This window comes from Streptomyces sp. JLBG701, assembly GCF_058544905.1.
In genome coordinates this window covers 9,162,339-9,188,971 of record NZ_CM178588.1, presented here as the reverse complement: position 1 = coordinate 9,188,971, position 26,633 = coordinate 9,162,339, and the positions used below count along the sequence as shown (strand labels likewise).

General features: G+C 69.8%; 27 protein-coding genes and 1 pseudogene. 15 read left to right on the top strand and 13 right to left on the bottom strand.

Annotated features, from left to right (window positions below):
* The first annotated feature begins 114 nt into the window (after nt 1-114).
* Nucleotides 115-1,737, top strand: a complete 1,623-nt coding sequence (aceB, locus tag AC5DRG_RS42140; RefSeq protein WP_491805132.1) for a malate synthase A — start codon at nt 115-117, stop codon at nt 1,735-1,737.
* Nucleotides 1,738-1,750: 13 nt separating this feature from the next.
* On the opposite strand, the gene AC5DRG_RS42135 is transcribed toward aceB, so the two are convergent.
* Genes AC5DRG_RS42135 through AC5DRG_RS42125 form a run of 3 tightly spaced genes read right to left on the bottom strand, consistent with a single transcriptional unit; the run spans nt 1,751 to nt 4,460 of the window.
* A complete protein-coding gene (locus AC5DRG_RS42135) occupies nt 1,751-2,026 on the bottom strand; it encodes an Rdx family protein (RefSeq protein WP_491805131.1) in 276 nt (91 codons plus the stop codon).
* Nucleotides 2,023-2,937: a HipA family kinase gene (locus AC5DRG_RS42130; RefSeq protein WP_491805130.1), complete on the bottom strand. Its 915-nt coding sequence runs from the start codon at nt 2,935-2,937 to the stop codon at nt 2,023-2,025. Before AC5DRG_RS42130 ends, AC5DRG_RS42135 begins: the two co-directional genes overlap by 4 nt.
* 20 nt (nt 2,938-2,957) lie before the next feature.
* Nucleotides 2,958-4,460: an IucA/IucC family protein gene (locus AC5DRG_RS42125; RefSeq protein WP_491805129.1), complete on the bottom strand. Its 1,503-nt coding sequence runs from the start codon at nt 4,458-4,460 to the stop codon at nt 2,958-2,960.
* Nucleotides 4,461-4,543: 83 nt separating this feature from the next.
* On the opposite strand from AC5DRG_RS42125, the gene AC5DRG_RS42120 reads away from it, so the two are divergent.
* Genes AC5DRG_RS42120 through AC5DRG_RS42110 form a run of 3 tightly spaced genes read left to right on the top strand, consistent with a single transcriptional unit; the run spans nt 4,544 to nt 8,170 of the window.
* Nucleotides 4,544-6,037 (top strand): IucA/IucC family protein, encoded by a 1,494-nt coding sequence (locus AC5DRG_RS42120; protein ID WP_491805128.1) that lies wholly within the window; start codon nt 4,544-4,546, stop codon nt 6,035-6,037.
* A gap of 55 nt (nt 6,038-6,092) precedes the next feature.
* A complete protein-coding gene (locus AC5DRG_RS42115) occupies nt 6,093-7,355 on the top strand; it encodes a VWA domain-containing protein (protein ID WP_491805127.1) in 1,263 nt (420 codons plus the stop codon).
* Nucleotides 7,355-8,170, top strand: coding sequence for a hypothetical protein (locus tag AC5DRG_RS42110; RefSeq protein WP_491805126.1), 816 nt, complete (start codon nt 7,355-7,357; stop codon nt 8,168-8,170). The genes AC5DRG_RS42115 and AC5DRG_RS42110 overlap by 1 nt, the downstream gene beginning before the upstream one ends.
* A 52-nt stretch (nt 8,171-8,222) precedes the next feature.
* Here the strand turns inward: AC5DRG_RS42110 and AC5DRG_RS42105 are convergent, their stop codons facing one another.
* Nucleotides 8,223-8,849 carry a winged helix-turn-helix transcriptional regulator gene (locus AC5DRG_RS42105; protein ID WP_491805125.1) on the bottom strand — a complete coding sequence of 209 codons (627 nt, stop codon included), beginning with the start codon at nt 8,847-8,849 and terminating at the stop codon, nt 8,223-8,225.
* 87 nt (nt 8,850-8,936) lie between these two features.
* Here AC5DRG_RS42105 and AC5DRG_RS42100 point away from each other — a divergent pair, with 87 nt between their 5' ends.
* The 4 genes from AC5DRG_RS42100 (at nt 8,937) to AC5DRG_RS42085 (ending at nt 12,048) form a co-directional block, all read left to right on the top strand.
* On the top strand, nt 8,937-10,145 hold the full coding sequence (locus AC5DRG_RS42100; protein ID WP_491805124.1) for a pyridoxal phosphate-dependent aminotransferase: 1,209 nt from the start codon (nt 8,937-8,939) through the stop codon (nt 10,143-10,145).
* Between the two features lie 83 nt (nt 10,146-10,228).
* Nucleotides 10,229-10,828 carry a histidine phosphatase family protein gene (locus tag AC5DRG_RS42095; protein ID WP_491805123.1) on the top strand — a complete coding sequence of 200 codons (600 nt, stop codon included), beginning with the start codon at nt 10,229-10,231 and terminating at the stop codon, nt 10,826-10,828.
* A 102-nt stretch (nt 10,829-10,930) separates the two neighbouring features.
* A complete protein-coding gene (locus tag AC5DRG_RS42090) occupies nt 10,931-11,563 on the top strand; it encodes a hypothetical protein (RefSeq protein ID WP_491805122.1) in 633 nt (210 codons plus the stop codon).
* A gap of 59 nt (nt 11,564-11,622) precedes the next feature.
* Nucleotides 11,623-12,048, top strand: coding sequence for an acyl-CoA thioesterase (locus AC5DRG_RS42085; protein WP_491805121.1), 426 nt, complete (start codon nt 11,623-11,625; stop codon nt 12,046-12,048).
* Between the two features lie 10 nt (nt 12,049-12,058).
* On the opposite strand, the gene AC5DRG_RS42080 is transcribed toward AC5DRG_RS42085, so the two are convergent.
* Entirely contained in the window at nt 12,059-12,382 is a 324-nt protein-coding gene (locus AC5DRG_RS42080) for a winged helix-turn-helix transcriptional regulator (RefSeq protein ID WP_491805120.1), read from the bottom strand.
* Nucleotides 12,383-12,460: 78 nt separating this feature from the next.
* Here AC5DRG_RS42080 and AC5DRG_RS42075 point away from each other — a divergent pair.
* The 3 genes and pseudogenes from AC5DRG_RS42075 to AC5DRG_RS42065 all read left to right on the top strand — a co-directional run.
* Nucleotides 12,461-13,284: pseudogene (locus AC5DRG_RS42075) on the top strand (MFS transporter); the annotation flags it as partial.
* Nucleotides 13,285-13,299: 15 nt separating this feature from the next.
* Nucleotides 13,300-13,518 carry a hypothetical protein gene (locus AC5DRG_RS42070; RefSeq protein ID WP_491805119.1) on the top strand — a complete coding sequence of 73 codons (219 nt, stop codon included), beginning with the start codon at nt 13,300-13,302 and terminating at the stop codon, nt 13,516-13,518.
* A gap of 91 nt (nt 13,519-13,609) precedes the next feature.
* Complete coding sequence (locus AC5DRG_RS42065; protein ID WP_491805118.1) at nt 13,610-14,419, top strand: chitosanase; 810 nt, start codon at nt 13,610-13,612, stop codon at nt 14,417-14,419.
* Here the strand turns inward: AC5DRG_RS42065 and AC5DRG_RS42060 are convergent.
* From AC5DRG_RS42060 to AC5DRG_RS42030, 7 genes are all read right to left on the bottom strand, one after another.
* Nucleotides 14,404-15,771: a nucleobase:cation symporter-2 family protein gene (locus AC5DRG_RS42060; protein WP_491805117.1), complete on the bottom strand. Its 1,368-nt coding sequence runs from the start codon at nt 15,769-15,771 to the stop codon at nt 14,404-14,406. The two genes, AC5DRG_RS42065 and AC5DRG_RS42060, sit on opposite strands and share 16 nt — an antisense overlap.
* 247 nt (nt 15,772-16,018) lie before the next feature.
* Nucleotides 16,019-17,398: an 8-oxoguanine deaminase gene (locus tag AC5DRG_RS42055; RefSeq protein WP_491805116.1), complete on the bottom strand. Its 1,380-nt coding sequence runs from the start codon at nt 17,396-17,398 to the stop codon at nt 16,019-16,021.
* Between the two features lie 127 nt (nt 17,399-17,525).
* Entirely contained in the window at nt 17,526-18,482 is a 957-nt protein-coding gene (gene pucL, locus AC5DRG_RS42050) for a factor-independent urate hydroxylase (RefSeq protein ID WP_491805115.1), read from the bottom strand.
* A 7-nt stretch (nt 18,483-18,489) separates the two neighbouring features.
* The gene (uraH, locus tag AC5DRG_RS42045) at nt 18,490-18,906 is read right to left on the bottom strand and encodes a hydroxyisourate hydrolase (protein WP_491805114.1); all 417 of its coding nucleotides are present in this window, start codon (nt 18,904-18,906) and stop codon (nt 18,490-18,492) included.
* 17 nt (nt 18,907-18,923) lie between these two features.
* Nucleotides 18,924-19,433, bottom strand: a complete 510-nt coding sequence (uraD, locus tag AC5DRG_RS42040; RefSeq protein ID WP_491805113.1) for a 2-oxo-4-hydroxy-4-carboxy-5-ureidoimidazoline decarboxylase — start codon at nt 19,431-19,433, stop codon at nt 18,924-18,926.
* Between the two features lie 115 nt (nt 19,434-19,548).
* Nucleotides 19,549-19,917: a helix-turn-helix domain-containing protein gene (locus AC5DRG_RS42035; RefSeq protein WP_491805112.1), complete on the bottom strand. Its 369-nt coding sequence runs from the start codon at nt 19,915-19,917 to the stop codon at nt 19,549-19,551.
* A complete protein-coding gene (locus AC5DRG_RS42030) occupies nt 19,914-20,168 on the bottom strand; it encodes a YkoF family thiamine-binding protein (protein ID WP_491805111.1) in 255 nt (84 codons plus the stop codon). The genes AC5DRG_RS42035 and AC5DRG_RS42030 overlap by 4 nt, the downstream gene beginning before the upstream one ends.
* A gap of 136 nt (nt 20,169-20,304) precedes the next feature.
* Here AC5DRG_RS42030 and AC5DRG_RS42025 point away from each other — a divergent pair, with 136 nt between their 5' ends.
* The 4 genes from AC5DRG_RS42025 (at nt 20,305) to AC5DRG_RS42010 (ending at nt 24,422) form a co-directional block, all read left to right on the top strand.
* A complete protein-coding gene (locus AC5DRG_RS42025) occupies nt 20,305-21,162 on the top strand; it encodes a TIM barrel protein (protein WP_491805110.1) in 858 nt (285 codons plus the stop codon).
* Between the two features lie 161 nt (nt 21,163-21,323).
* Nucleotides 21,324-22,217 carry a 2-hydroxy-3-oxopropionate reductase gene (locus AC5DRG_RS42020; protein ID WP_491805109.1) on the top strand — a complete coding sequence of 298 codons (894 nt, stop codon included), beginning with the start codon at nt 21,324-21,326 and terminating at the stop codon, nt 22,215-22,217.
* A gap of 194 nt (nt 22,218-22,411) precedes the next feature.
* On the top strand, nt 22,412-23,869 hold the full coding sequence (locus AC5DRG_RS42015) for a catalase (protein WP_491805108.1): 1,458 nt from the start codon (nt 22,412-22,414) through the stop codon (nt 23,867-23,869).
* A gap of 316 nt (nt 23,870-24,185) precedes the next feature.
* A complete protein-coding gene (locus AC5DRG_RS42010; protein WP_491805107.1) occupies nt 24,186-24,422 on the top strand; it encodes a hypothetical protein in 237 nt (78 codons plus the stop codon).
* A gap of 192 nt (nt 24,423-24,614) precedes the next feature.
* Here the strand turns inward: AC5DRG_RS42010 and gcl are convergent, their stop codons facing one another.
* Nucleotides 24,615-26,399: a glyoxylate carboligase gene (gcl, locus tag AC5DRG_RS42005; RefSeq protein ID WP_491805106.1), complete on the bottom strand. Its 1,785-nt coding sequence runs from the start codon at nt 26,397-26,399 to the stop codon at nt 24,615-24,617.
* Nucleotides 26,400-26,633: the final 234 nt, after the last annotated feature.

The window sequence follows — 26,633 nt, the reverse complement described above, 5'->3', positions numbered from 1 at the left end:
ATGAGGAAACTAGTATCCACTGTTCAGAAGGGTCCGACCGGTCTGCGGGCCCTCTCCGCCGTACCCGGGTCGACTGGCACCCGGTGCCACGCTCGCTGAAGGAAGTGACAGCTCATGTCCGCACCAGCGCCGTCCCCGCTGGCCATCGTCGACGCCGAGCCCCTGCCCCGGCAGGACGAGGTCCTCACCGAAGCGGCCCTCGCCTTCGTGGCCGAGCTGCACCGCCGGTTCACGCCCAGGCGGGCCGAGCTCCTCGCCCACCGCGCCGAGCGCCGCGCCGAGATCGCCCGCACCTCGACCCTGGACTTCCTGCCCGAGACCGCGGCGATCCGGGCCGACGACTCCTGGAAGGTCGCCCCTTCGCCCGCGGCCCTCAACGACCGGCGCGTGGAGATCACCGGACCCACCGACCGCAAGATGACGATCAACGCCCTCAACTCGGGCGCCAAGGTCTGGCTCGCGGACTTCGAGGACGCCTCCGCGCCGACCTGGGAGAACGTGGTCACCGGTCAGCTCAACCTGATCGACGCCTACACCCGGAACATCGACTTCACCGACCCGAAGAGCGGGAAGTCGTACGCCCTCAAGGACGAAGGCGAACTGGCCACCGTCGTCATGCGGCCCCGTGGCTGGCACCTCAACGAGCGGCACCTCCAGGTCGACGGCGAGCAAGTCCCGGGCGCCTTCGTCGACTTCGGGCTCTACTTCTTCCACAACGCCCAGCGTCTGCTCGACCTCGGCAAGGGCCCCTACTTCTACCTCCCCAAGACGGAGTCGCACCTGGAGGCCCGCCTCTGGAACGACGTCTTCGTCTTCGCGCAGGACTACGTCGGCGTCCCCCAGGGCAGCGTCCGCGCGACCGTCCTCATCGAGACGATCACGGCCGCGTACGAGATGGAGGAGATCCTCTACGAACTCCGCGACCACGCCTCGGGGTTGAACGCCGGCCGCTGGGACTACCTGTTCTCCATCGTGAAGAACTTCCGTGACGGCGGCGCCAAGTTCGTCCTCCCGGACCGCAACGCGGTGACCATGACGGCCCCGTTCATGCGGGCGTACACCGAACTCCTCGTCCGCACCTGCCACAAGCGTGGCGCGCACGCGATCGGCGGCATGGCGGCGTTCATCCCGTCCCGGCGCGACGAAGAGGTCAACAAGGTCGCCTTCGAGAAGGTGAAGGCGGACAAGGACCGTGAGGCCGGGGACGGTTTCGACGGCTCGTGGGTCGCCCACCCCGACCTCGTGCCGATCGCGATGGCCTCCTTCGACGCCGTCCTCGGCGACAAGCCGAACCAGAAGGACCGGCTGCGCGAGGACGTCCACGTCGAGGCCGCCGACCTGATCGCCGTCGACTCGCTCAAGGCGAAGCCGACGTACGACGGACTGGTCAACGCCGTGCAGGTCGGCATCCGTTACATCGAGGCCTGGCTGCGCGGGCTCGGTGCGGTCGCCATCTTCAACCTCATGGAGGACGCGGCCACCGCCGAGATCTCCCGCTCGCAGATCTGGCAGTGGATCAACGCCGGCGTCGAGTTCGAGAACGGCGAGAAGGCGACCCCCGAGCTGGCCCGCAAGGTCGCCGCCGAGGAACTGGCCGACATCCGCGCCGAGATCGGCGAGGAGGCCTTCGCGGCCGGCCACTGGCAGCAGGCCCACGACCTGCTCCTGACCGTCGCGCTCGACGAGGACTACGCGGACTTCCTCACGCTGCCGGCCTACGAGCAGCTCAAGGGCTGACCTGCCGCACAGCTCACTTGTCCGAGTGGCCCAGGGACTTGCCCGGGGCCACTCGGTCGCGTACGAGCTGCTTCACGGCCGTCGGCTCCGGGAAGCCCTGCTCACGGCGGTCCCAGACCACCTCGTCGTTCACGCGGACCACGAAGACGCCGCCCGTGCCCGGCTTGAGGGACAGCTCGGTCAGCTCCGCCTCGAAGGTCGTCAGCAGTTCCTGGGCCAGCCAGGCCGCGCGCGGCAGCCAGCGGCACTGGGTGCAGTACTCGATCTCGACCCGCTGTGTGTCCGTCATCCGAGGTGTACCGACCAATCCTGTTCCGCCGCCGGTTTGCCGTGCAGGTCGGGGACCCGCTTGAGCCAGTTCGGGCGGCCCTGCTGTGTCTTCGCCGCGCGGAGGGCCTCCTCGGCGGCGAGCTCCTCCCGGGTGGGGAAGTCGGTGGGGAGCCAGGCCGCCGATGCCCGCACGCGCGCGTGGAGGTAGGCGACGTACGCGTCCCTGACCTCGTCGGGCGTGGCGAAGCCCGGTTCGCCGGCCAGCCAGGCGTCCGGCACCTCCGCCGCGATGCCGCGCAGCAGTTCCTCGGTCACCTGGCGGGCCAGTTCCGCATCGGCGGCCCGGGTGTCCGGGGTGTAGTGGCCGAGGGCGTGGTGGCGGAAGTCGTAGGCCTTCGCGGGGTCGGAGCCGTCCCAACGGTGGTGGAAGACGAGGGCGGCGCCGTGGTCGATGAGCCACAGGCGCGGGGGCGCGATGCCGAGCGTCGGCCAGATCATCAGGTTGGAGCTGTGGATCGTACGGTCGACGTTGACGGTCAGGGCGTCGAGCCAGATGATCTTCCCGGCCTCCAGCGGGTCGACCGTGCACCGCGCGGCGATCTCCGGGGTGAAGTCCTGGGCGCCCGGCAGGTAGTCCATGCCGAGGTTCAGGCCCCCGCTCGCGCGATGCAGCTCGCGCACCTCCTGGTGCGGCTCCTGGTCGGCGATCGCCGGGTCGAAGTGCACGAACACCAGCTCGGGGAAGCGCAGCCCGAGAGCGCGGGCCAGCTCCCCGACGATCACTTCGGCGACCAGCGCCTTGCGGCCCTGCGCGGAGCCGGTGAACTTCACGACGTACGTCCCCAGGTCGTCGGCCTCGACGACTCCGGGTACGGAGCCGCCGGACCTCAGCGGGGTCACGTATCGAACGGCAGTCACTTCGCGCAGCACACCGGCCAGGGTAATTCAGATCATGTACCGGCCAGCGGGTTCGGCAGCGGCAGATAGCGGGCGTCGGCCCCGTCCGCGCCCGTCCAGCGCAGCAGCAGGTTGGTCTTGCCGGGGAGGGTGGGGGCGGTGAGCAGGTCCTTGATCTCGGGGAGGTCGTGGCGGGCCAGTTCACGGCGGACGGCGGGCCAGGGGTCGAGGATCGGGTGGCGTTCGGCCAGGGCCCCGGCGAGCTCGGCGAGGTGGTTGACGACCAGGCAGTACACGAGCCGCTCCCAGCCGGCGGCCCGGGAGACGTCCGGCAGCACCTTCACGCCCTCGGCGTCCCGGAAGAGCGCCTGCACGGGCGTGCCGTCGGCGTCGATGGCGACCAGCGTGTTCTGGAGGTGCGCTTCGAGTACGACGCCGTGGTCGGCGAAGGCCGTGAGCGCGGGTGGGACCACCTGGCGCAGGTAGACCTCCCACCAGGCCGCCGGATCGGCGGCGGCCTCCCGCGGGCTGCCGTCGAAGCCCTCGACGAAGCCCGCGGCGAGGAGGGGGGTCGCGCCGGGCAGGAGGTGGTCGCGCAGTCCGTCACGGACGAGGACGGCGAGTTCCTCGAAGGCGAAGTCGGCGGTGCGGTAGCCCCGGTCGGAGAGCCAGGCCGCCGGGCCGCCCATCGCCGCGAAGGCGTCGGTCGCCGCCGCGTCGGTCCGGCGGAGTTTCAGCAGGTCGTGGCGCCACAGTCGGCGTATGTCGTTGGTGATGCGCACATCGAGGCTGAACTTCAGGAAGAGGTCGTCCTCGGGGGCGTACAGCGTGCGGATGGCGGCCGTCGGCCAGTACGGGGACGCCGTGGTGCCGAGGTGGATCAGGCGGCCGTCCGCGAAGGCCTCGGTGAGGCTGTGGCCGACCAGGTCGAGCTGCCAGGGGTGGGCGGGCAGCAGCCGGTAGCCGGGCGGGGCCTCGCCGAGGGTGTCGAGGGCCGCGGTGTCGCCCTCCTCGACGACCGCGTCCTCGCGCACCCCGAGCAGCGTCAGCGGGAAGCGGGCGTACGCCTCGGGCGCGTAGGGCAGCCAGCCGGAGACGGGGCCGCCGCCGCGTGCCTTGGGCGCGGGGTGGTGGGGGTGGCCGGTGATGAGGGACTGCTCGGAGCGCAGATACGGGTCGTCGGGCGCGGTGGCCAGGGCGCGTGCGGTGAGCAGCGCGGCCACGGCGGCCCGGCTGTCGGCCATCTCGGCGGGCAGGTCATGGTTCGACTGGCCCGTGTGGCTGCTCAGCTCCTCGGCGACGAGCTTCACGAGGTCGGTGTGGCCGAGGCGTTGCCAGGCACCCGCGACGTACAACTCCGGTTCGGTGGGGCGGCGTTCGCCGCGTACCCGCAGCAGGCGGCCCTCGCCGTGCAGTCGGTACACCAGTCGCTCACCGCATTTCGGGAGCGGCCTGGCCACCTCACGCAGCAGGCAGTTGAGCAGGGGCGCGGCAGCGTACGCGTCGGCGAGCTGTCCGACGTCGTCGCTGGGGGGCATGTGGTCCACGCGATCCATTCGTTCCGTACGGTGCGGTCGCGATCAGTATGTCTGTCGTCGTCCGTGACCCTGACTGCCTACCCGTACCCGAGGAGCCGACCGTGCACCGTCCCCCCACCGCCGAGGCCGAGGTCGCCGAGGAGCTGGCCGTCCTGCGCCCCGACCTCGTGTCGCGGTACGCGGCCGCACTGCCCGGAGCGCGGGCGGCCGTGCTGTCCCGGCTGTGGCGGGCGTTCGCTCATGAGCCGCTGGCGTGGATCGAGGCCCGCGAGCCGGACCGGGACGGGCTCACCCTGCGGCTTTCCGACGGGCGCCGGCTGCGCGGCCCGTACGCCGATCCGTACGCGACCGGCGACCACGTCACCGTCGTACGGCTTGACGACGTGTCGTACGACCGTCCCGCGCGGCTGATGACGGCGCTCGCGGTGCCGCACGCCGCCGGGTTCGCGGCCGAACTGGACCACAGTGTGGCGTCGTTGGCGCTTTCACGAGCCGGGCAGAAGCAGCACCCGAATGAGTGGCCGGAGACCGACTGGGAGTGGGAGCAGCGGGTGGTGGACGGCCACCCGTATCACCCCAACTGCCGTTCCCGGCCCGGCTTCTCGGTGACCGAGCAGCTCGCCTACGGGCCCGAGCACGGGCCGGTCGTGGGGCTGGGGCTGGTGCCGGCCAGGGTGGACGAGTGTCTGGTGACGGGGGTGTGGCCGGATCATCTGCGGGACGGGGACGAGGTGTTGATCCCGGTGCATCCCTGGCAGGCGGCGCATGTGCTCAAGCGCCCGTGCGAGGAGGGGATCGCCGCGCATCCGCTGATGTCGCTGCGGACCCTCGCGCTGCCCGCCGGGCCGCACGTCAAGACCGCGCTGAGCACTCGGCTGACGTCGTCGGTGCGGGACATCTCGGTGTACTCGATCGGGGTGTCCGCGACCCTGTCGCGGTTCGCGGAGGCGCTGGCGGCCCGCATGGACGGCCTGCTGCACGTCACACGCACGCTGGGCGCGGTCACGGCCGGTACGCCCGACCTGGCGGCGGTGCTGCGGGAGTCGCCGCAGGTCTACGCGGCGGCCGGAGAGCATGTCGTGCCGGTGGCCGCGCTCGCCACCACCGAGCTGCCCGACTCCCCCGCTTGGCTGGCGGAGTTCACGCGGCTCGCCCTCACGGTCGGACTGCGACTGCTGGAGCTGGGCGTGGCCTTGGAGGCACACGGCCAGAACCTCCTCGTCGTGCTGGACCCGACGGGGGCACCCCTGCGCCTGGTCTATCGCGACCTCGCCGACATCCGCATCAGCCCGGCCCGGCTGACCCGACACGGCGTCCCGCTCCCGGAGTTGACCGGCCGGATCGTCACGGACGACGAAACGACCCTACGGCGCAAGCTGTTCGGCTCTCTCGTGGCGGGCGCGCTGGCGGGCACGGCGGGTTCGGGCACGGCGTTGGGCGCGGCGCTGGAGACGGTCGTACGGGATCTGCCGCGCACCCCCGATCTCGCCGCACTGTGCGAACAGCCGCTGCCCACAAAGGCGTTGACGCTGATGCGGCTGTCGCCCGAGACGCCCGGGGACCAGTGGACGGGGCTGCCCAACCCGCTCACATGAGCCTCGTCGGTGGACCGTTTTGAAGCAGGGCATGATTGATCAATAGGATCCGCCGATGATCAGAAGACAACGGCTGGCGGCGGGCATCTGTGCCCTGCTCGCCGCGCTGACGGCCGGGTTCGCGTTCCCGGCCTCGGCGGTCGCCGACGAGACCACAGCCACGGCGCCCAAGGTCGACCTCGTCCTCGACGTGAGCGGCTCCATGCGGGCCACCGACATCGACGGCGGCACCCGGATGGCCGCCGCGAAGCAGGCGTTCAACGAAGTGCTCGACGCGACGCCCGAGGAGGTCCTGCTCGGCATCCGCACGCTGGGCGCCAACTACCCGGGCGACGACCAGAAGACAGGCTGCAAGGACACCGCGCAGCTCTATCCGGTCGGCCCCCTGGACCGCACGGAGGCCAAGACGGCGGTCGCGACCCTCAGCCCGACCGGCTGGACCCCGATCGGCCCGGCGCTGCTCAAGGCGGCCGACGACCTCGACGGCGGCACCGGCACCAAGCGCATCGTGCTGATCAGCGACGGCGAGGACACCTGCGCCCCGCTGGACCCCTGCGAGGTGGCCCGGGAGATCGCCGCCAAGGGCATCGGCCTGACCATCGACACGCTCGGCCTCGTCCCCAACACCAAGATGCGGCAGCAGCTGAGCTGCATCGCCGAGGCCACGGGCGGGACGTACACGTCGGTGGAGCACACCGACGAACTCACCGACAAGGTCAACCAGTTGGTCGACCGTGCGGCCGACCCGGTGGTGACGCCGGTCGCCACCGAGGGCGCCACCGCGTGCGCGAAGGCTCCGACTCTTGAGTCCGGTCTCTACACGGACCGCGAGGAGTTCGGGCAGCAGCGCTGGTACCGCGTGGACGTCGAGCCGGGCCAGGAGGTGCGCGCCTCGGTGAGCGTGGCGGCCGACCGGGCCGTGAACCCCGACTACGGGGTGCTGCTGCGGGCGGTCACCGTGCACGGCCGCGAGATCGTGCGCGGCGAGGCGACGGGCAACGGCCGTACGGACGTGATCTCTACCGGGCTGCGCTATCCGAAGGCGGAGAGCGACGAGGAGGACGCGCCGGCCGAGACGGTCTGCCTCCAGATCACCAACTCCTTCTCCGCGGCCTCCGGCGTGAAGACCACGCCCGGTCTGCCGCTTGAGCTGACCGTCGACGTCGTGGACGGCCCCTCCCAGGCGAGCGACGTGGCCTCCTTCGGCCTCGGTCGCGGCTGGTGGCTGCTCGGCGTGCTGGTGCTGACCGGCTTCGTCGCGGGTCTGCTGTGGGGCTGGCTGTCACGCTGGCGGCTCGCGGTCTGGAGGACCAACTGATGCGTATCACACGTGTGTTGAGCGCGGCCCTGCTGATGACGGGCCTTGCGGTGTCCCCCGCGCTGGCGGACTCCTCACCCTCCCCCAGCTCCTCCGAGGACAGCGCGGCGCCGACCTCGGCGGGCACGTCGTTCCGTACGGCGACCGAGGTCGACCAGGGGCAGCAGGCCACGGCGAGCGGCTCCACCGGCGACTACCTGTACTGGTCGTTCCCCGCGGACGCCGGACAGCGCCCCACCGTCAAGGCGACGGTGAAGCTGCCGGACACGCACGCCGGCCAGACCTGGCAGATCGACGTGTACGACGGACTGCGGCGCCGCCAGGCCTGCCAGTACGGCACCCAGACGCGCACCGCGGCACAGGACGCGGCCTCGGTCGACCTCGCCTGCACCCTGCGTACGGTCCGTGCCTGGTCGGAGACGTGGGACAACGACCCGCTGCCGGGCACGTACTACATCCGGCTGACGGCCGTCGACCTGCCAACGTCCGACCTGGGCCTGCCGGTTGACACAGAGGTGCGGGTGGACGCCAAGGACATCGGCGGCTCGGCCGCGGTGGACGGCTCGCTGGCGCAGCCGCTCGTGCCGGGTGTCGCGGTCCAGTCGGAGAATGATTCGGAGAATGATGAGGAGAGTTCCTCGGCTTCGGCCGTGCTGTCCAGCATCGAGCCCGACGACGGCTGGGCCTCCGGCTGGTGGTCCGACCGCTGGGTGTGGACCGCGATCGGGGGCGTGCTGGCCGCGCTCGCCGGGGTCGGCGGGTATGCGCTGACGCGCGGCTCCGGGCGCCCTTCGCGGGTGCCGCCGGGGGTCTGACGGGACATCAGGAGGCCTGCCGCGCTTGGGTGCGGCGGGCCTTCTGCCCTTCTCAGGCCTCTCGCAAGGCTTTGGCGAGCGTGCCGTCGCCGCTCACCTCGATACGCCCCTCACGGACCGCGTCGGCCACACCCAACTCCCCGCGGCCGATGGCCGTACAGGTGTCGACGTCGAGTGACAGCCGGGCGTCGGGCTGGCGCGGGGCGGGCCCGTCGCCGTAGACCGGCCCGTCCTCGGCACCGACGTACAGGTGGAAGTGCCCTTCCTCCAGCCGGACTTCGACGAGCCCCTCCCCGTCCAGCGCGCGCAAGAGCGGCAGCGCGAACCAGTGCGCCCGCACGGCGTCCGTCGGCCGCCGCTCCCCCAGCTCGGCCTGCCCCCAAGCGCCGAGCGCCTGGAGCACAGGCAGCAACTCCTGTCCGCGCGAAGTGAGTTCGTACACATAGGCCGCTCCGGGCGGCGGCAGCCGGCGCCGGGTGGCCAGTCCGTCCCGTTCCATGTCCTTCAGCCGGGAGGCGAGTACGTCCGTGCTCACGCCCGGCAGGTCCGCGTGCAGGTCGGTGTAGCGGCGCGGGCCGGCGAGCAGCTCCCGGACGATCAGCAGGGTCCAGCGGTCGCCCACGAGGTCGAGCGCGCGGGCGGCGGAACAGTACTGGTCGTAGCTTCGGCGAGGTGACATGCGACGCAGTCTAGACATGTCGTTGGACTTTCCAAGCTGGAACTTGGTAAAACCAAGCAACACACGAAACCGGAGGGGCGAGCGCGCATGGAGTTCCGGCAGTCGAACAAGCTCAGCGAGGTCTGTTACGAGATCCGCGGCCCGGTGATCGAGCACGCCGACGCACTGGAGAAGGCGGGCCACAGCGTCCTGCGCCTCAACACCGGCAACCCCGCGCTCTTCGGCTTCGAGGCGCCGGAGGAGATCCTCCAGGACATGATCCGGATGCTCCCGCAGGCGCACGGCTACACCGACTCGCGCGGCATCCTCTCCGCCCGCCGGGCCGTGGCGGGGCGCTACCAGACGCTGGGTCTGGAGGTCGGCGTCGACGACGTCTTCCTCGGCAACGGCATCTCCGAGCTGATCTCGATGGCCGTCCAGGCGCTGGTCGAGGACGGCGACGAAATCCTCATCCCCGCCCCGGACTTCCCCCTCTGGACGGCGGTGACGACCCTCGCGGGCGGCAAGGCGGTCCACTACCTCTGCGACGAACAGGCCGACTGGTACCCGGACCTGGACGACATGGCCGCGAAGATCACCGACCGCACCAAGGCCGTCGTCATCATCAACCCCAACAACCCCACGGGCGCGGTCTACCCGAAGGAGATCATCGAGGGCATCCTCGACCTCGCCCGCCGGCACGGCCTGATGGTCTTCGCCGACGAGATCTACGACCGGATCCTCTACGACGACGCCGTGCACCACTCGGTCGCCGCGCTCGCCCCCGACCTGGTCGTCCTGACCTTCTGCGGCCTGTCGAAGACCTACCGGGTGGCCGGCTTCCGCTCGGGCTGGCTGGTGATCACCGGCCCGAAGCAGCACGCCAAGAGCTACCTGGAGGGCCTGACCATGCTGGCCTCCATGCGGCTGTGCGCCAACGCACCCGCGCAGTACGCCATCCAGGCCGCGCTCGGCGGCCGCCAGTCCATCCACGAACTGACCGCGCCCGGTGGTCGGCTGCACGAACAGCGCACCGTGGCCTGGGAGAAGCTCAACGAGATCCCCGGCGTGTCCTGCGTCAAGCCGAAGGGCTCGCTGTACGCGTTCCCGCGCCTCGACCCCAAGGTCCACAAGATCCACGACGACGAGAAGTTCGTCCTGGACCTGTTGCTGCGGGAGAAGATCCAGGTGGTACAGGGCACCGGCTTCAACTGGCCCACCCCCGACCACTTCCGCATCCTCACGCTGCCCCACGCGGACGACCTGGAAGCGGCGATCGGGCGGATCGGGCGGTTCCTGAGCGGGTACCGGCAGTAGCGGTTGGGGGGCTCGACCGACCTGGCCGTACGCCATGTCGCCGCCCCGGGGTGATCCGAAAGGCAGGCCCTAGCCTGTGAGGTATGGGTGATCTTCTTCTGGTCCGGCACGGTGAGACCGAGTGGTCCAGGTCGGGGCGGCACACGGGGTGGACGGACGTTCCGCTGACCGAGAACGGGCGGGAGGAGGCGCGGCGGCTGGTTCCGCTGATCCGTTCGCACCGGATCGGCGCCGCGTTCGTCAGCCCGCTGCAACGGGCCCGGGAGACGGCCGAGCTCATCGGGATCGACGGGGCGCGGATCGACATGGATCTGCGGGAGTGGGACTACGGCGGGTACGAGGGGATCACCACCGTCGAGATCCAGCGCGAGCGGCCGGACTGGTTCCTGTTCACCGACGGGGTCGCCCCCGGGCCGCCGGAGCACCCGGGCGAGACCCCGGAGCAGGTCGGCGAGCGCGCCGACCGCGTACTGGCCAAGGTGGACGCCGCGCTCGCCAACACCGAGGGCGTCGTCGTCCTGGTGGCGCACGGCCACTACCTGCGCGTCCTGACCGCCCGCCGACTGGGCCTGCCCCCGTCGGCGGGCGCGCTGTTCCAGCTGTCGACCGGGACGGTGAGCCGGCTGGGCACCGAGCACGGGCGGCCGGTGATCGCGGGGTGGAATGTCAGACCCTGGTCGTAGTCTTCGAATGGGCTGACCGGGGATCGCCGGGCAACCCAATTTGGGGGCTACAGGGGCTACAGGGGCTACAGGGGCTACAGGGGCTTCAGGGAGGAGTACGTCATGACACGACCGCCGACCGCCGCACAGCGCCGTGTCATCGACGCCGCCGATCCCGTGACCGGACGGCTCAGGGGTACGGAGGCGCAGCTCGCGGCGCTGGTGAAGCGGGGGCTCGCGTTCCGTCACCCGCGCCCGCCGCACGACCACTTTCTGACACCGGCGGGACATCGAATACGGGAGGACGTGGCCCCGGCCGACCCGGAGCCCGCCGTCGAGACCTCCCCTCCCACAGGCGTGTTCGCCGCGCGCGTCGGCGGCGAGGAGGAGATCCCGGCAGGGGGTGCCTCCCGAGTGCGCGAGGTGCACAGCGCCTGGCAGGGGCTACTGGAGCTGCGCCGGATGACGAACCCGGACGGTGCCACGGACCGGCCCTGCGGCTGGGAGCGGACCCATCTGGTGCAGGCCGCCGCACTCGCCCTGGAGGCGGCCGGACACCGCCCGGCGGGCCCGGAACCGGCGGGCTACCGGGTGCGCGCGACCCCGCAGCCGGAGGCCGTCGCCGTGCACGAACCGGACGCCGAAGCGCTCCGGGCCTGCTCGGCCACGCTGGAGAAGGCGGGCTGGCAGGTCGGGGAGCACACGGACCCGCGTACGAGGGCTCGTTATCTGCTCGCTTCTCCGCGTCGTTCTTGACGGACATGCCAAGATCGGTCAATCAGCGTGTCCAATACACCAGTTGGAGAGGCCAAGCCGTGTCCGAACCGTTTTCCGTCCAAGTGACCGTCCGCGGATACGAAACCGATGTACAGGGCCACCTCAACCAGGCCGTGTACATCAACTACGCGGAGCACTGCCGCTGGGCGCTACTGCAGGCCGCCGGGATAAGCCAGGCCGGTCTCATGGCCAAGGGAGTCGGCCCCGTCGCCCTGGAGACCACCATCCGCTACAAGCGGGAGCTGCTGGCGGGTGACGAGGTGGAGGTGACCTGCGACTTCGTCTGGGGCGAGGGCAAGACGTTCCGGATCGAGCAGACGATACGCAAGACGGGCGACGGCACCGTGGCCGCCGAGATCTCGGCGGTGGGCGGGCTGCTGGATCTCAGGGAGCGGAAGCTGGTCACGGACCCGAAGGAGTACTTCCGGGCGCTGGCGAGCGATGTGACGCCTTTCCGGCTGTGATCCCGGCGGTCTACACGTCGAGCAGCTCCGGCTGATGCTCGGCGTCGTAGGCCGCACGTGACTCGGCGATGTGGAGGCGGTTCCGCTCCGCCCAGTCCGTCAGGCGTTGCAGGGTCTCGTGCAACTCGCGGGCGACCGGGGTGAGTTCGTACTCGACCTTCGGCGGCACCGTCGGGAACACGGTGCGGGTGACGAGGCCGTCGCGCTCCACGTTGCGCAGGGTCAGGGTCAGCATGCGGCGGCTGATGCCCTCGACGCTGCGTTCCAACTCGGTGAAGCGGATGGGTCCGTGGGCGGCGGCCACCAGGATCTGGACACTCCATTTCCGGGACACCCTGTCAAGAACCTCGCGGACAGGGCACGCGTGCGCGTCCTGTCCGCGGGGAGGCTGTAGGGCTCGGTGGGGAGCGGAGGGATCGGCCGGAGCGCCGACTATCCGGGCGCGGCGTTGGTCACCTCCGCGCTCATGCTCACGGTGTACGTCATCGTCGGCGCCGGCGACCGCGGCCTGACCGCCGCACTCCTGCTGGCCGCACTCGCCCTCGCCCTGTTCACGGCGTTCACCGTCCGCCAGGCCCGGGCCGCCGCCCACTGCTGCGGCTGCGCCTCTTCCGCTCCCGACTGCTGACCGGCGCGAACGCCGTCCAGATCCTGATGATCGCGACGATGTACGGCTTCCAGTTCATCGGCGCGCTCTACCTCCAACGCGTCCTGGGCTACAGCGAGTTGGCCACGGGGACGGCGTTCCTTCCGGCGCCGATCGTGATCGGCGTGCTGATGCTGGGCCTGTCCGCACGCACCATCGGCCGGTTCGGCCCGTACCGGGTGCTGCTGGCGGGGCTGGTGCTGATCACCGCCGGGATGGCGTTGCTGGGCCGCGCTCCGGTGGACGGCTCGTACGTCACGGACGTACTCCCGCCACTGCTCCTGCTCGCCGCCGGGTTCGCCGCCGCGATGCCGGCGCTGACCGGGCTCGCCATGTCGGGAGCCCGGGAGGAGGACGCGGGGCTGGCGTCCGGGCTCTTCAACACCACGCAGGTGGTGGGTGGTTCGCTGGGCCTGGCAGCACTGTCGACCCTCGCGGCAAGCCACACCGACGGCCTGCTCAGCCGGGGCACGGAACTGATCCCGGCCACGGCCGAGGGCTACCAGCTGGCGTTCCGGGTGGCCACATTGATCGCGGCGGGGGCGCTGGCGCTGGCGGCGGGGGTACTGCGGGCGGGCCGGGAGCGGTGAACGCCGGTGGTGGGCGTGGGTGCGCAGCCGATGATGTGCGGGTACCCGGCGTCGTACGACTGGATGTTTCTCTGCTGGTATCTGATCCACTTCACCGGGGCGAGCCCGCCGCGCGAGTTGTTGTTCAGGTGGCCGCATACGCACCCCGCTCTCGACGACGCCGTGGAGCAGGCCGAGTTGCTCGCCAACCTCCTGGCGTGGCCCGGTCCCGCGGCCGTGATCAACTCACAGTGACTCACATTGACTTCCTAATCGCTCCCCACGGCTTTCCCAAGTTGGCGCGCAAGTCTCGACTGCCTTTCACAGCGCCCTCCTTGGAGATGACGTGCCGATTCACCGCAGAACAGCCGCCCGCCGCACCCTGCTCGCCGCCCTCGGCGCCGGGGTGCTGGCCACCCAGTGGCCGTCGGCCGAGGCGTCGACCGCGACCGGGCTGGACAGGGCCGGCAAGAAGGCCATCGCGATGCGGCTGGTGTCCAGCGCGGAGAACTCCTCGCTGGACTGGGAGGCGCAGTACAGGTTCATCAAGGACATAGGCGACGGCCGCGGTTACACCGGCGGGATCATCGGTTTCTGCTCCGGTACGAGCGACATGCTGGCCCTCGTCGAGCTGTACACCGAGCGGCACCCGGGCAGTGTGCTGGCCAAGTACCTGCCCGCGCTGCGCGCGGTGGACGGCACCGACTCGCACAAGGGGCTGGGCACGGGGTTCGTCACGGCCTGGCACAAGGCGGCCAAGACCTCCGGGTTCCGCAAGGCCCAGCGCGACGAACGCGACCGCGGCTGCTTCGATCCGGCAATCTCCCGCGCCAAGAAGGACGGCGTCGGCACGCTCGGCCAGTTCATCTACTACGACGCGATGGTCATGCACGGCCCCGGCAACAACGCCGTCAGCTTCGGCGGCATCCGCCAGAGGGCGCGCAAGAACGCGGACACCCCGGCGGACGGCGGCAACGAGACGACGTATCTGCACGCCTTCCTCGACGCCCGGGTCTGGGCGATGAAGCAGGAGGAGGCCCACAGCGACGTGAGCAGGGTCGAGACCGCCCAACGGGTCTTTCTCAAGAAGGGCAATCTCGACCTGGACACGCCGCTCACGTGGAAGGTGTACGGGGACAGTTACCGGATCGGCTGAGGCGCGACCGGTTCCATCGGCGCCGTCACGTCGTCGTCGGCCTCGCGGGCCCTGCCGAGGTGGTTGAAGACGAGGTTGAGGACGACCGCGGCAAGGCAGCCCGTCGAGATACCCGAGTCCAGGACGATCTTCGCCGTCTCCGGGAAGGAGTGGTAGAACTCCGGCGCCGTGATGGGGATGATCCCGACGGCCAGGGAGACGGCGACGATCAGGACGTTGTTGTCCTTGTCCAGGCCGGCCCGCACCAGGGTCTGGATGCCGCTCGCGGCGACCGAGCCGAACAGGACCACGCCCGCCCCGCCGAGAACCGGGCGCGGTACGACGGCGATGAGCGACGCGGCCATCGGGCACAGGCCCATCAGCACCAGGAAGCCGCCGCCGGTGGCGACGACGTAGCGGCTGCGGATGCGGGTCATGGCGACCAGGCCGATGTTCTGCGCGAAGGCGCTGCACATGAAGCCGTTGAAGAGGGGGCTGAGGGCCGAGCCGAGGGTGTCGGCCCTCAGCCCCGCGGCGATCGTCCGCTCGTCCGCGGGGCGTTCGACGATCTCGCCCAACGCCAGCATGTCGGCGGTGGATTCGGTCATCGAGACCACCATCACCACGCACATCGACACGATCGCGGCGACCTGGAACTGCGGTGCCCCGAAGTGGAACGGCGTCGGGAAGCCGACGACATCCGCGTCGGCGACCGGCCCGAAGTCCGTGACACCGAAGGGGATCGCGACGAGCGTGCCGACGACCAGGCCGAGCAGGACCGCGATCTGCTTGACGAAGCCCCGGGTGAAGCGGCGAAGCAGCAGCACGATCACGAGAGTTGCCGCGGCCAAGCCCAGATAGGTCGTCGAACCGTAGTCGTCCGCACCGGGGTTGGGGCCCTGCGCCCAGCCGAAGGCGACCGGAAGCAGGGACACCCCGATCAGCGTGATCACCGTGCCGGTGACGACCGGCGGGAAGAAGCGGACCGCCTTGCTGAAGAAGGGGGCGGCTATGAAGCCCAGGACTCCGGCGACGATGACCGCGCCGAAGATGATCGGCAGGGCGTCGGACTTGTCCTCGGTGGAGGCGACGATCGCGGTCATGGGGGCGACACCGGCGAAGGTGACGCCGTTGACGAAGGGCAGCCGGGCGCCGACCTTCCAGAAGCCCAGGGTCTGCAGGAAGGTGGCGAGGCCGGCCGTGAACAGGCAGGCGCCGGTGAGGAAGGTGAGTTCGGTGCCGGTCAGGCCGATGGCCGCGCCGACGATCAGGGGCGGGGCGACGACTCCGGCGTACATGGCGGCCACGTGTTGCAGGCCCGTGGTGGCCATTTTGAGTGCGGGGAGTTTTTCGTCAACGGGGTGGGCGGACATGGGGCGGCTCCTCCGGTCGGTTAACAGCACGTCGGCTCTGACGTGGGTTTCAAGGAGGTGATGCGCGGCCGTGCGGGGCCGTGTTGGTGAGGGGGGTGACGGTGACCGTTCCGGGGCGCGCACGTCCATGCGCGCCCCGGGCACGGCCGCCCTGGACCCCGATGGGGTCCACGGCCACCGGTCGAGGGCCGTCCCCCTCGACCGGAGATCTTTGGCCGGAGAACTTCAGCCGACGATGTTCAACTGGTCAGCCCTGCGCGGCGATCCGCGCCAAACGCTGCGCCTGCTCGCGCGTCGAGCGGGCGATCGCGTCCTCGTCGACGTGCAGCAGGCGGCCGTTCTCGACGACCGGCTCGCCGCCCACGAGGGAGAGGGTGACCGGGGCCGCCGCGCCGAAGACCAGCGCGGTGACCGGGTCGGCGATGGAGGCGTGGGCCAGCGTGTCGAGCTTCCACAGCACCAGGTCGGCGAGCTTGCCGGGCTCCAGGGAGCCGATCTCGCTTGCCCGGCCCAGGACTTGGGCGCCGCCGTAGGTGCCGAGACGCAGGGCCTGGCGGGCGTTCAGGGCCGCTTCCCGGTGTGCGCCGAGGCGGTTGATGAGGAGGGCGTTGCGCAGCTCGGTGTGGAGTTCGCCGGACTCGTTGGAGGCGGTGCCGTCGACGCCGAGGCCGACCGGGACGCCGGCGGCGAGCATGTCGGGGACGCGGGCGATGCCGGCGGCGAGGCGGGCGTTGGAGGAGGGGCAGTGGGCGACGCCGGTCTTCGTGCGGGCGAAGGCGGCGATGTCGGAGTCGTTCATGTGGACGCAGTGCGCCATCCACACGTCCTCGCCGAGCCACCCCGTCGACTCGAAGTACTCGGTCGGGCCCATCCCGAACAGCTCCTTGCAGAACTGCTCCTCCTCGACGGTCTCCGAGCCGTGCGTGTGCAGCCGTACGCCCTTGCGGCGGGCCAACTCCGCGCCCTGCCGCATGAGTTCGGTGGAGACGGAGAACGGCGAGCAGGGAGCGACGGCCACCTGGGTCATCGCGCCGAAGGAGGCGTCGTGGTGCTCGTCGACGGTCGCCTCGGTCGCGGCCAGCGCGCCCTCCAGGGTCTCGACGGCGAAGTCCGGGGGCAGGCCGCCGTCCTTCTCGCTGCGGTCCATGGAGCCACGGGCGAGCGTGAAGCGGACGCCCATCTCGCGGGCGGCGCGGATGATCGCGCCGGACAGGTCGCCGGAGCCCTTGGGGAAGACGTAGTGGTGGTCCATGGCGGTGGTGACGCCGCCGCGGGCCATCATCGCGAGCGATCCCTGGGCCGCCGAGGAGACCATCCGCTCGTCGATGCGCGCCCAGGTCGGGTACAGCGCGACGAGCCAGTTGAAGAGGTTGTGGTCGGTGGCCAGGCCCCGGGTGATCCACTGGTAGAAGTGGTGGTGGGTGTTGATCAGACCGGGGGTCACCAGGTGGCCCGAGGCGTCGATACGGCGTACGACGTTCTCCAGGCCCTCGGGGGCCTTGCCCGCGCCGAGCGCCTCGATGCGGTTGCCGACGACGACCACGTACCCGTTCGCGTACTCGGTGTCGTCGGCGTCCACCGTCGCGATCGAACAGTTCTCGATGACGATGCGCCGGTCTGCTGCCATGGTTCGTCCTTTGCACGGTATGGAGTGGGCACGGCAGGACCCTGGGATTTGAGTACCGCGGCCCGCACAGGAGGCGGGCCACGGGTGCCGCGAAGGGAGTTGCTCAGAGGCTGGTTCGGAGACTGGTTCAGAGGTTGGTGAGATCCACCGGGATCTTCGGCTCGCAGCCGTCCCGCAGGACGGTGGCCTCGATGAGCCCGTAGGGCCGGTCGGCGGCGAAGTACACAGCACCGTCCTCGGTGGCGTTCTTGAGCCCGAACGGCTCCAAGTCCACAAGGAAATGGTGCTTGTTGGGGAGCGAGAAGCGCACCTCGTCGATCTCACTACGGTTGTTGATGATCCGCGAGCCCATTTGGTACAGGGTCTGCTGGAGCGACAGCGAGTACGTCTCGGCGAAGGCCTGGAGCATGTGCTTCCGCACCTGCTCGTAGGACTTCTCCCAACTGGGCATCTTCTGCTCGTCGTCGGACCAGTTGAAGCGCCAGCGGGCGGAGACCTGGGTGGCGAGGATGCGGTCGTACGCCTCGGGGAGCGTCGTGTACTTGTCCTTGACGTAGCCCCAGAACTCGGAGTTGGTCGAGTTCATCACAACGAGGTCCTTGAGGCCCGAGATGACCTCCCAGGACTCACCGTCGTAGGTGATCTGGGTGACCCGGGTCTCCTGGCCCTTGCGGACGAAGGAGTGCTTGACCTCGTCGGCGCCGATGAACTTGGAGTTGGCGTCGGAGGCCTCGATGCGCTCCCAGGCGTACTCCTCGATGCGGATACGGGCCGTCTTGATCGGCGCCTGCGAGGTCACGAAGTGCCGGGCGAGGTGGATGCCGAACTGCTCGGCGGACTCGATGCCGTACTCCTTGGCGAAGGCGTACACCGTGTTCTTGGTGGTGTCCGTCGGCAGGACGTTGGCGTTCGAGCCGGAGTAATGGACCTCGTCCATGTCGCCGCTCAGCGACACGGACACATTGAGGTCCTTGATGTGATGGGTGGCGCCGTCCCGCGTGATCTTTACGACTCGGTTCTCGGCCTTGCCGTACTGGTTCTGTCCCAGGATCACAGGGTGGGCAGGGCGGGAATTGTCTGCCATGTGTCTGCTAGCTCCCTCGGTATACGGAGTAGCCGAACGGGTTGAGCAGCAGCGGTACGTGGTAGTGCTCGCCGGGCTTGACGGCGAAAGTGATCGCTACCTCTGGAAAAAACGCATCGCTGTCCCGGTTCGCGGGGGCGTCCTGCTGCGCATCGGCTTGCTTGTTCTCGGACTTCAAGAAATACGCCTCGACGGCGAAGTCGAGCCGTACGTGTGTGGTGCCGGCCGGCAGCGCCGGCAGGTCCTTGCACCGGCCGTCCGCGTCGGTCGCGGAGCCGCCGAGCGCCTGCCAGTCCCCTCCTTGCCCGTAATGGGCGGACCGCCCCGAGCGGGCGGCGAGCTGGATGGCGACGCCCTCGGCGGGGCGGCCGACGGAGGTGTCCAGGATGTGCGTGGAGACGGAGGCGGTGGTGCTGGTACTCATGGGCACGGGCGTCCTCTTCAGTCTTCCTCGACGAATCGGGCCAGGCGGATACGGTTGATCTTGCCCAGCTCGGTGCGGACGATCTCGCGCTCCTGCTCCGGCGCGTTGCCGATCCGCTCCTTGACCGCGTCCCGCATCTGCTCGCCGGTCCGGCCGGTCGCGCAGATCAGGAAGACATGGCCGAACTTCTCCTGGTAGGCCAGGTTCAGTTCGAGCATCTCCGCCTTGAGCGCCTCGGAGGCGCCGGCCATGCCGCGCTGCTCCCGGGAGGAGGTCGGATCGCCCGGCTTGGGGCGGCCGATCGGGGGGTGCCCGGCCATCGCCTCTTCCAGGTCTACGACGGTCAGCTCGGCCATCCCCGCATCACTGGCGGTGTAGAGGTCCTCGGGGGAGGCGTAGGGGCGGGCGGCGAGCAGGCGCCGGGCCCAGGCGGTGGAGGCGCACGCCTCATGAAGTGCGGCGAAGGCCGCGTGCTCCTCCAGGGCGTTGAACCGGGCCAGGCCCGGTGGCGTGGGAGTCGAAGTCACGGGAGCCTCCGTGGCCGTAACCGGCCTTCGTACTGAACGGGCTGCGGACAGCTAACGCCCTCCAGAACACCGCGTCAACACTTTGTTGAAAATTCGGGGTTACGAAACCCGGGGCTCAGGCTTCCTTCTCGCGGTTGAGGTAGTTGTAGACGGTGAAGCGGCTGACGCCGAGCGCGCTCGCGACGGTCTCCACGCCATGCCGCACGGAGAAGGCGCCGCGCGCCTCCAGTATCCGTACGACCTCCTGCTTGGACTTGCGGTCCAGGTCGGCGAGCGGCTTGCCCTTCTTGCGCTCCATGGCGGCCAGGATGTGATCGAGCGAGTCCGCCAGCTGCGGCAGCCGTACGGCGACCACGTCGACGCCCTCCCAGGAGAGCACGACGTCGTCGGCACCGGCCTCGTCCGGCGGGACCATCTCGCCGCCCATGGCGTCGACCAGCGGCTTCACGGCCGTGATGAAGGGCTCGTCCCCCGCGCCGGTCACTTCCCGTCCTCCCCGACGACGACGTTCACCTGCAGGGAGACGCGGGTGGCGCCGGCCTCCAGGGTCTTGCGCAGCAGCGCGTCCACGGCGGTCAGCACCGCGTCGGCGCCGCCCTCGGCCGTGTTGCCGAACGGGCCGACGTCGACGGCGTCGAGCTCGGCGGCCTCGATGACCTCGCGGGCCACGAGCGCGTGAGCAGGCGCCTCGTCGAGATCGAAGGGCTCGGTCGTGAACTCCACTCGCAATCGCACGCGCTCAACCTAACGCGCGGCACGGTCTTCCGCCGACCCCCTCTTGACAAGCGGCGACACGCGGCGGCAATCTTCCATTAAGCAGAAACAAACTTCCGCTATACGGAATCACGACACGGAAGGGAGCGCCGGCCCGATGCCAGGTTTTGAATTGAGCACAGCCGCAGAGCAGCGCTTCAACGTCAACCTGTCGATCCTCTTCACGGAACTCCCGCTCCTGGAGCGCCCCGCGGCCGCCGCCGCGGCCGGCTTCACCGCGGTCGAGCTGTGGTGGCCCTGGGTCGACTCCCCCACCCCCGAGCGGTCCGAACTCGACGCCCTCAAGAAGGCGATCGAGGACGCGGGCGTCCAGCTGACGGGCCTGAACTTCTACGCCGGACAGCTCCCGGGCCCGGACCGCGGCGCCCTGTCCATCCCCGGCGAGGAGTCGGAGCGGTTCCGCGCCAACATCGACGTGGCCGCCGACTTCGCCGAATCGCTGGGGTGCAAGGCCCTCAACGCGCTCTACGGCAACCGTGTCGACGGCGTCGATCCGGCCGAGCAGGATGCGCTCGCGCTGGAGAACCTGGTCCTCGCGGCGCGGGCGGCCGACCGGATCGGCGCGATTCTTCTGATCGAGGCGCTGAACAAACCCGAGTCACCGCTGTACCCGCTGGTGTCGGCTCCGGCCGCCGTCGGGATCGTCGACAAGGTGAATCACGCGACGGGGCTGGGCAATGCCCGCTTCCTCATGGACCTCTACCACCTGTCCATGAACGGTGAGGACCTGCCGTCGGTGATCGAGCAGTACGCGTCGAAGACCGGCCACGTGCAGATCGCCGACAACCCGGGGCGTGGAGCGCCGGGTACGGGGTCGCTGCCGCTGGCTGAGCTGCTCGACCAGCTGACGAAGGCCGGGTACGAGGGGTGGGTCGGCCTGGAGTACAAGGCGGGTGACCGGCCCAGCGCCGAAGCGTTCGAGTGGCTGCCGGTTGAAGCGCGCGCCGCTCGTTGATGTGGGCCTCGCTGGGGGCTGCCGCCCCCAGACCCCCGCTTCGGCCCCGAAAGGGCCTCGTCCTCAAACGCCGGACGGGCTGAAGTGACCTGGACCGGCGCTGAAAAGTGCCCCACCGACGCCAATTCACCGACGTATCGCAGCAGTCAGAGAGGTACCCCATGACCACCACCCTCCCCAAGATCGCCTGGATAGGCCTCGGCATCATGGGCTCCCCGATGTCCGAGAACCTCATCAAGGCGGGTTACAACGTCACCGGCTTCACCCTGGAGCAGGACAAGCTCGACCGGCTCACCGCCGCCGGAGGCACCGCCGCCGGTTCAATCGCCGAGGCCGTGCGGGACGCGGATGTCGTCGTCACGATGGTTCCCGCGTCCCCGCAGGTCGAGGCCATCGCGTACGGCCCGGACGGGATCCTGGAGAACGCGCGGTCCGGCGCCCTTCTCATCGACATGTCGTCGATCACCCCACAGACCTCCGTCGACCTGGCGAAGGCCGCGGCGGACAAGGGCATCCGCGTCCTGGACGCCCCCGTGTCCGGCGGTGAGGCCGGTGCGGTCGAGGCCGTGCTGTCGATCATGATCGGCGGGGCGCAGGCGGACTTCGACGAGGCGAAGCCGATCTTCGAGGCGCTCGGCAAGACCATCGTGCTGTGCGGTCCGCACGGGTCGGGGCAGACCGTGAAGGCGGCGAACCAGCTGATCGTCGCGGTGAACATCCAGGCGTGCGCCGAGGCCGTGGTCTTCCTGGAGAAGTCCGGCGTGGACCTGAAGGCGGCGCTCGACGTCCTCAACGGCGGACTCGCGGGGTCCACCGTGCTGACGCGCAAGAAGGACAACTTCCTGAACCGCGACTTCAAGCCGGGCTTCCGTATCGACCTCCACCACAAGGACATGGGCATCGTGACGGACGCTGCCCGCAACGTCGGCGCGGCCCTGCCGGTCGGCGCCGTGGTCGCCCAGCTGGTCGCGAGCCTGCGTGCGCAGGGCGACGGCGGGCTCGACCACTCGGCCCTGCTGCGGGCCGTCGAGCGCCTCTCCGGCGCCCAGGTCTGACCCCACCCGAGACTTCCGGGCCGCGGCGGCGCTGACAACTGTCCTGTCGCGCCCAGGCGCCGCCGCGGCCCGGAATCCATCACGCAATCCACTTCAACAAACTGTTGACGTCCGGATCGCCCCAAACCTAGGCTCCACAAAGCGGAAGAAGTTTTCCAAAGGTCTCCGCTGCCCACCCGTACGGAAGGTCCACGATGTCGAAGCGCGTGCTCACGACCGAGTCCGGCGCCCCGGTCGCCGACAACCAGAACTCCGCCTCCGCCGGCATCGGCGGACCCCTCCTCCTCCAGGACCAGCACTTGCTGGAGAAGCTCGCCCGGTTCAACCGCGAGCGCATCCCCGAGCGCGTAGTGCACGCCCGCGGGTCCGGCGCGTACGGCTACTTCGAGGTGACCGACGACGTCACCGGCTTCACCCACGCCGACTTCCTGAGCACGGTCGGCAGGCGGACCGAGGTCTTCCTGCGCTTCTCCACCGTGGCCGACTCGCTCGGCGGTGCGGACGCGGTGCGTGACCCACGCGGCTTCGCGGTCAAGTTCTATACGGAAGAGGGCAATTACGACCTCGTCGGGAACAACACGCCCGTCTTCTTCGTCAAGGACCCGATCAAGTTCCCGGACTTCATCCACTCGCAGAAGCGCGACCCGTTCACCGGCAAGCAGGAGCCTGACAACGTCTGGGACTTCTGGGCGCACGCCCCCGAGGCCACGCACCAGGTGACCTGGCTGATGGGCGACCGCGGCATCCCGGCGTCGTACCGCCACATGAACGGCTACGGCTCGCACACCTACCAGTGGACGAACGCCGACGGCGAGGCCTTCTTCGTCAAGTACCACTTCAAGACCAACCAGGGCGTCCGCAGCCTCTCCTCCGAGCAGGCCGCCGAGATCGCGGGCGCGGATCCCAACTCGCACCAGACCGACCTGCTCCAGGCCATCGAGCGCGGGGTGAACCCCTCCTGGACGCTGTACGTGCAGGTCATGCCGGCGGCCGAGGCGGCCGACTACCGCTTCAACCCCTTCGACCTCACCAAGGTGTGGCCGCACGGCGACTACCCGCTGCGGCGCGTCGGCCGCCTGGTCCTGGACCGCAACCCCGACAACGTCTTCGCCGAGGTCGAGCAGGCGGCGTTCTCCCCGAACAACTTCGTGCCGGGCATCGGCCCCTCCCCCGACAAGATGCTCCAGGGCCGTCTGTTCGCCTACGCGGACGCGCACCGCTACCGCCTGGGCGTCAACCACACCCTGCTCGCGGTGAACGCGCCGAAGGCGACGACCGCGCAGAGCTACGGCCGCGACGGCTTCATGGCGTCCAACGCGCAGGGTCGCGCGGCGAAGAACTACGAGCCGAACTCCTACGACGGCCCGGTGGAGACCGGCCGCCCGCTGTCGGCGCCCCTCGCGGTCAACGGCCACACCGGCACCCACGTGGCCCCGCTCCACACCAAGGACGACGACTTCTTCCAGGCGGGCGAGCTGTACCGCCTGATGTCCGAGGACGAGAAGTCCCGCCTCGTCGCGAACATCGCCGGCGGCCTCGCGCAGGTCTCCCGCGACGACGTGATCGAGAAGAACCTGGCCCACTTCCACGCCGCCGACCCGGAGTACGGCAAGCGCGTGGAAGAGGCGGTCCACGCCCTGCGCGAGGACTGAACTCCCCCGAGAACCCCCTGAGAACCCCCTGACTCCCTGCCCCCACCCGACCGCCGATCGACTCGGATGAGGGGTCGTCGCCCGGCACCGGGCGCGGGCAGGGTATGGACCGCGGCGGCGTGCGAGCCAGTGCGGTGGTGAAGGTCCCGGCCTCTCCTTCTCGACCTGAGGGAAGGAGACCCCCGGTTCCGTCGCGGCCGCCGCGGTCCCAACAACACCGGTAACACCCGAAGCGCCGGATACGGACAGTCCCGTATCCGGCGCTCTTCGGCGTTCCCGGGGTGCGGATACGGCCCGCGCGCAGGAGGCTGAAGGCATGGCACATCCAACGCACCACCCGCATGTCGTGGTGCACCCGCCGGCCCTGGACGGCTCCCGGCGGGTCACCGCGGACGACGAGAACCTCGGCCTCGCCTCCCACCTGGACGACGTGGTGGAACTGCTGCGCCTCGCCGACCTGGACCGGATCGAGGTGGAGGACGAGGACATCGTGGAGTGGCAGGGCGGCGGCCCGGACGACTGGCCGGGACTGTCCGAGCACCACGAGCACTGAGTCGGCCACAAAACCTCAAATCAAGCTCTAAACATGGTTCAGGAGGCTTCAACCACCCCCTGAGACGGGCACATTCACTCCCGTACGGGCCCGCCGACACGGGGGCGGCGGGCCCGTACGGGGGAAGCACGCGCAAGGGCGGCCCGTCCGTGAGGACGGGCCGCCCTTGGCGCAACCGGATACGTCAGTACGTCAGACCTTCAGGGTCCTGATCGACGTCGGCGCGTGCCCCGGCTCGGTCGCGATCTCCTCGAACTCGACGACGTTGCTGATGTCGTTCGTCTTGCTCATCGCGATGTTGGTGACACGTTCGAGGATCGCCTCGACGACCACCGGGACCTGGAACTCGGCGGCGAGCTTTTTCGCCTGCTCGAAGGCGGCGCCCAGCTCGCCGGGGTCGGTGACCCGGATCGCCTTGCAGCCGAGGCCCTCGACGACCTTGATGTGGTCGACGCCGTAGACGCCCAGCTCCGGCGAGTTGATGTTCTCAAACTCCAGGTTGACCTGGAAGTTGATGTCCAGACCGATCTGCGCCTGACGGATCAGGCCCAAGTAGGCGTTGTTCACCAGGACATGGACGTACGGGATCCGGTGCTGGGCCCCGACCGCCAGCTCCTCGATCATGAACTGGAAGTCATAGTCGCCGGAGAGGGCGACGACGGACGCCTCCGGGTCGGCCTTGGCGACACCCAGCGCGGCCGGGATCGTCCAGCCCAGGGGGCCCGCCTGGCCGCAGTTGATCCAGTGGCGCGGCCTGAAGACGTGCAGCATCTGGGCGCCGGCGATCTGCGAGAGGCCGATGGTGGAGACGTACCGGGTCTCCGGGCCGAAGGCCTTGTTCATCTCCTCGTAGACGCGCTGCGGCTTGATCGGGATGTCGTCGAAGTGCGTACGCCGCTGGAGCCTCGCCTTCTTCTCCTGGGCGGCGGCCGCCCAGTCGGAGCGGTCCGGCAACCGGCCCTTGGCCTTCAACTCCCTTCCCACGGACACGAACAGCTCCAGGGCGGCCTTGGCGTCGGAGGCGATGCCGTAGTCGGACGCGAAGATCTTGCCGATCTGCATGGGCTCGATGTCGACGTGCACGAATGTGCGGCCGGCCGTGTAGACGTCGAGCTTGCCGGTGTGGCGGTTGGCCCAGCGGTTGCCGATGCCGAGGACGAAGTCGGACTCCAGGAAGGTCGCGTTGCCGTAGCGGTGCGAGGTCTGGAGGCCGACCATGCCGGCGTTCAGCTCGTGGTCGTCGGGCAGGACGCCCCAGCCCATCAGGGTGGGGACGACCGGGACGCCGGTCAACTCGGCGAACTCGACGAGGAGTTCGGCGGCGTCGGCGTTGATGACACCGCCGCCGGCGACGATCAGCGGACGTTCGGCGGCGTTCAGCATGCCGAGCGCCTTCTCGATCTGGGCGCGGCTCGCGGCGGGCTTGTAGACCGGGAGGGGCTCGTAGGTCTCCGGGTCGAACTCGATCTCGGCGAGCTGGACATCGATCGGCAGGTCGATGAGGACGGGGCCGGGACGGCCGGAGCGCATGAGATGGAAGGCCTGCTGGAAGACGCCCGGGACCTGGGCCGCCTCCAGGACGGTGACCGCCATCTTGGTCACCGGCCCCGCGATCGAGGCGATGTCGACGGCCTGGAAGTCCTCTTTGTGGATCACCGCGGTCGGCGCCTGGCCGGTGATGCAGAGGATCGGGATGGAGTCACCGATGGCCGAGTACAGGCCGGTGATCATGTCGGTACCGGCCGGGCCCGACGTGCCGATGCAGACGCCGATGTTGCCGGCCCGGGTGCGGGTGTAGCCCTCGGCCATGTGCGAGGCGCCCTCGACGTGGCGGGCGAGCGTGTGGTGGATGCCACCGGATGCCTTGAGCGCCGCGTAGAAGGGGTTGATCGCCGCGCCCGGGACACCGAACGCGCTGCTGACGCCCTCGCGCTTGAGGATCTCAACTGCCGCGCGGGCAGCGGTCATTCGAGCCATTGAGTACTCCTGCTTCGGCTGTCGGAATGGCACTCCCGTCGCGCCCCGCGGTGAGCATCTCTTCCGTATTGCGGAAACTAACTTCTACTATCTGGAAGCAATGTAGGCGGATGGGCGGGGGCCGTCAAGGGAGCGGGGTCCGAGGGGGCCGTCGGGGGCGATGAGCTGGACAAGTACCGGACAAGCGGGGTTCCGCTGGAGGACGATGAGAGCGGTGTTCCCCGTCTGTCGATC